This is a genomic window from Bradyrhizobium australafricanum, assembly GCF_020329495.1.
GTDB lineage: Bacteria > Pseudomonadota > Alphaproteobacteria > Rhizobiales > Xanthobacteraceae > Bradyrhizobium > Bradyrhizobium australafricanum.
The window spans coordinates 1-1,319 of sequence record NZ_JAGKJL010000171.1 but is presented as its reverse complement, the minus strand read 5'-3'; the positions used below and the strand labels follow the sequence as shown (position 1 = coordinate 1,319).

The following is a 1,319-nucleotide window of genomic DNA, read 5'->3' as shown; positions in this document are numbered from 1 at the left end:
CGTGTGTCCAGCAAAGGCTGGCGTGTCCAGTGGGAGGCAATCCCACCAGGGTAAAAGTCAGAGCCCTGTAGTTTGGATAGCAGAGAGGAGGGAAACCGAATTTTTGAAGCCTATCGACAAGGTCTCCGGAAAGGGAGATCACGAGTCATCGGGCCGTATCGAGAGAGAACGCGTTGTGGCCTCGAAAAAGTCAGCAACCCGAAGGCCGAGCCCGCGGTTTCAAGGCGAAGGCAGCATAGACAGCCGAAATCTGACCGATGCGGCTGTTCACTTCGGCGGGGTGGAAGCGACAGCACGATGACAAGGACATGCTGAGCAACTGGAGAAGCCCTCCTCGTCCCCGGCGAGAAATTGTCGGAGCAAGGTAGGCTGTATAACCGGCGACACCGGGAAAGCGGCCGAAGACGAGAGGGTGGCGGCCGGGTCCGCAGTAGCTGTGAAGCGGAGTAACCCCCGTGGAGCGAAGGGGCCCTGCCATTTGTGACGTCTCTAACGTAAGGAAGGCAAGGACGAGATGACAAAGGCGTCCATTGATTTGCAGGACCTGAGGAGGAGACTATACGTCAAGGCGAAGGCTGAACCGTCCTGGCGTTTCTGGGGTCTATACGTTCACGTCTGCAAAGTGGAAACGCTACGCGCGGCGTATGAGATGGCCAAAGAAAACGACGGCGCTCCGGGAATAGACGGGGTGACCTTCGAGGCCATTGAAGCGCTAGGCGTAGACGCTCTGCTTGAGCAGTTGCGGGACGAACTGACCGGGCATACCTATCGGCCACTTCCGGCACGGAAACAGGAAATACCGAAGGATGGGAATAAAGTTCGCATCCTCTCGATTCCGGCGGTCCGTGATCGGGTGGTTCAAGGTGCGCTCAAGCTCATACTCGAACCTGTCTTCGAGGCGGATTTCCAACCGGGATCGTTTGGGTATCGGCCTAAGCGGACAGCGCATGATGCGATCAAGCGAGTGACAGATGCAATAGCTCAAAGGAAGACGCGCGTTCTCGATTTTGATTTGCGAGCCTATTTCGACAACGTCCGGCATGACCGGCTATTGGCGAAGGTGGCGCAGCGGATCAACGACGCGGACGTCATGCATCTCCTAAGAGTTATGCTGAAAGCCGCTGGCAAGAAGGGAGTTCCGCAAGGCGGTGTGCTTTCGCCCTTGCTCAGTAATCTTTACCTCAACGAGGTTGACAAGATGCTGGAGCGAGCGCGAGAAGTCACACGGAGCGGCAAGTACATCAATGTCGAATACGCGCGTTTCGCGGACGATCGTGCGCCACGACGGCGCGAAGGAGGTGTGATGTAGAGCACCTTTG

The 1,319-nt window shown here is 57.0% G+C and carries 1 protein-coding gene; it reads left to right on the top strand.

Annotation, left to right across the window (positions count from 1 at the left end; all coding sequences use genetic code 11):
• The first annotated feature begins 514 nt into the window (after positions 1 to 514).
• Entirely contained in the window at positions 515 to 1,309 is a 795-nt protein-coding gene (locus J6525_RS46335) for a reverse transcriptase domain-containing protein (protein ID WP_225649603.1), read from the top strand.
• Positions 1,310 to 1,319: the final 10 nt, after the last annotated feature.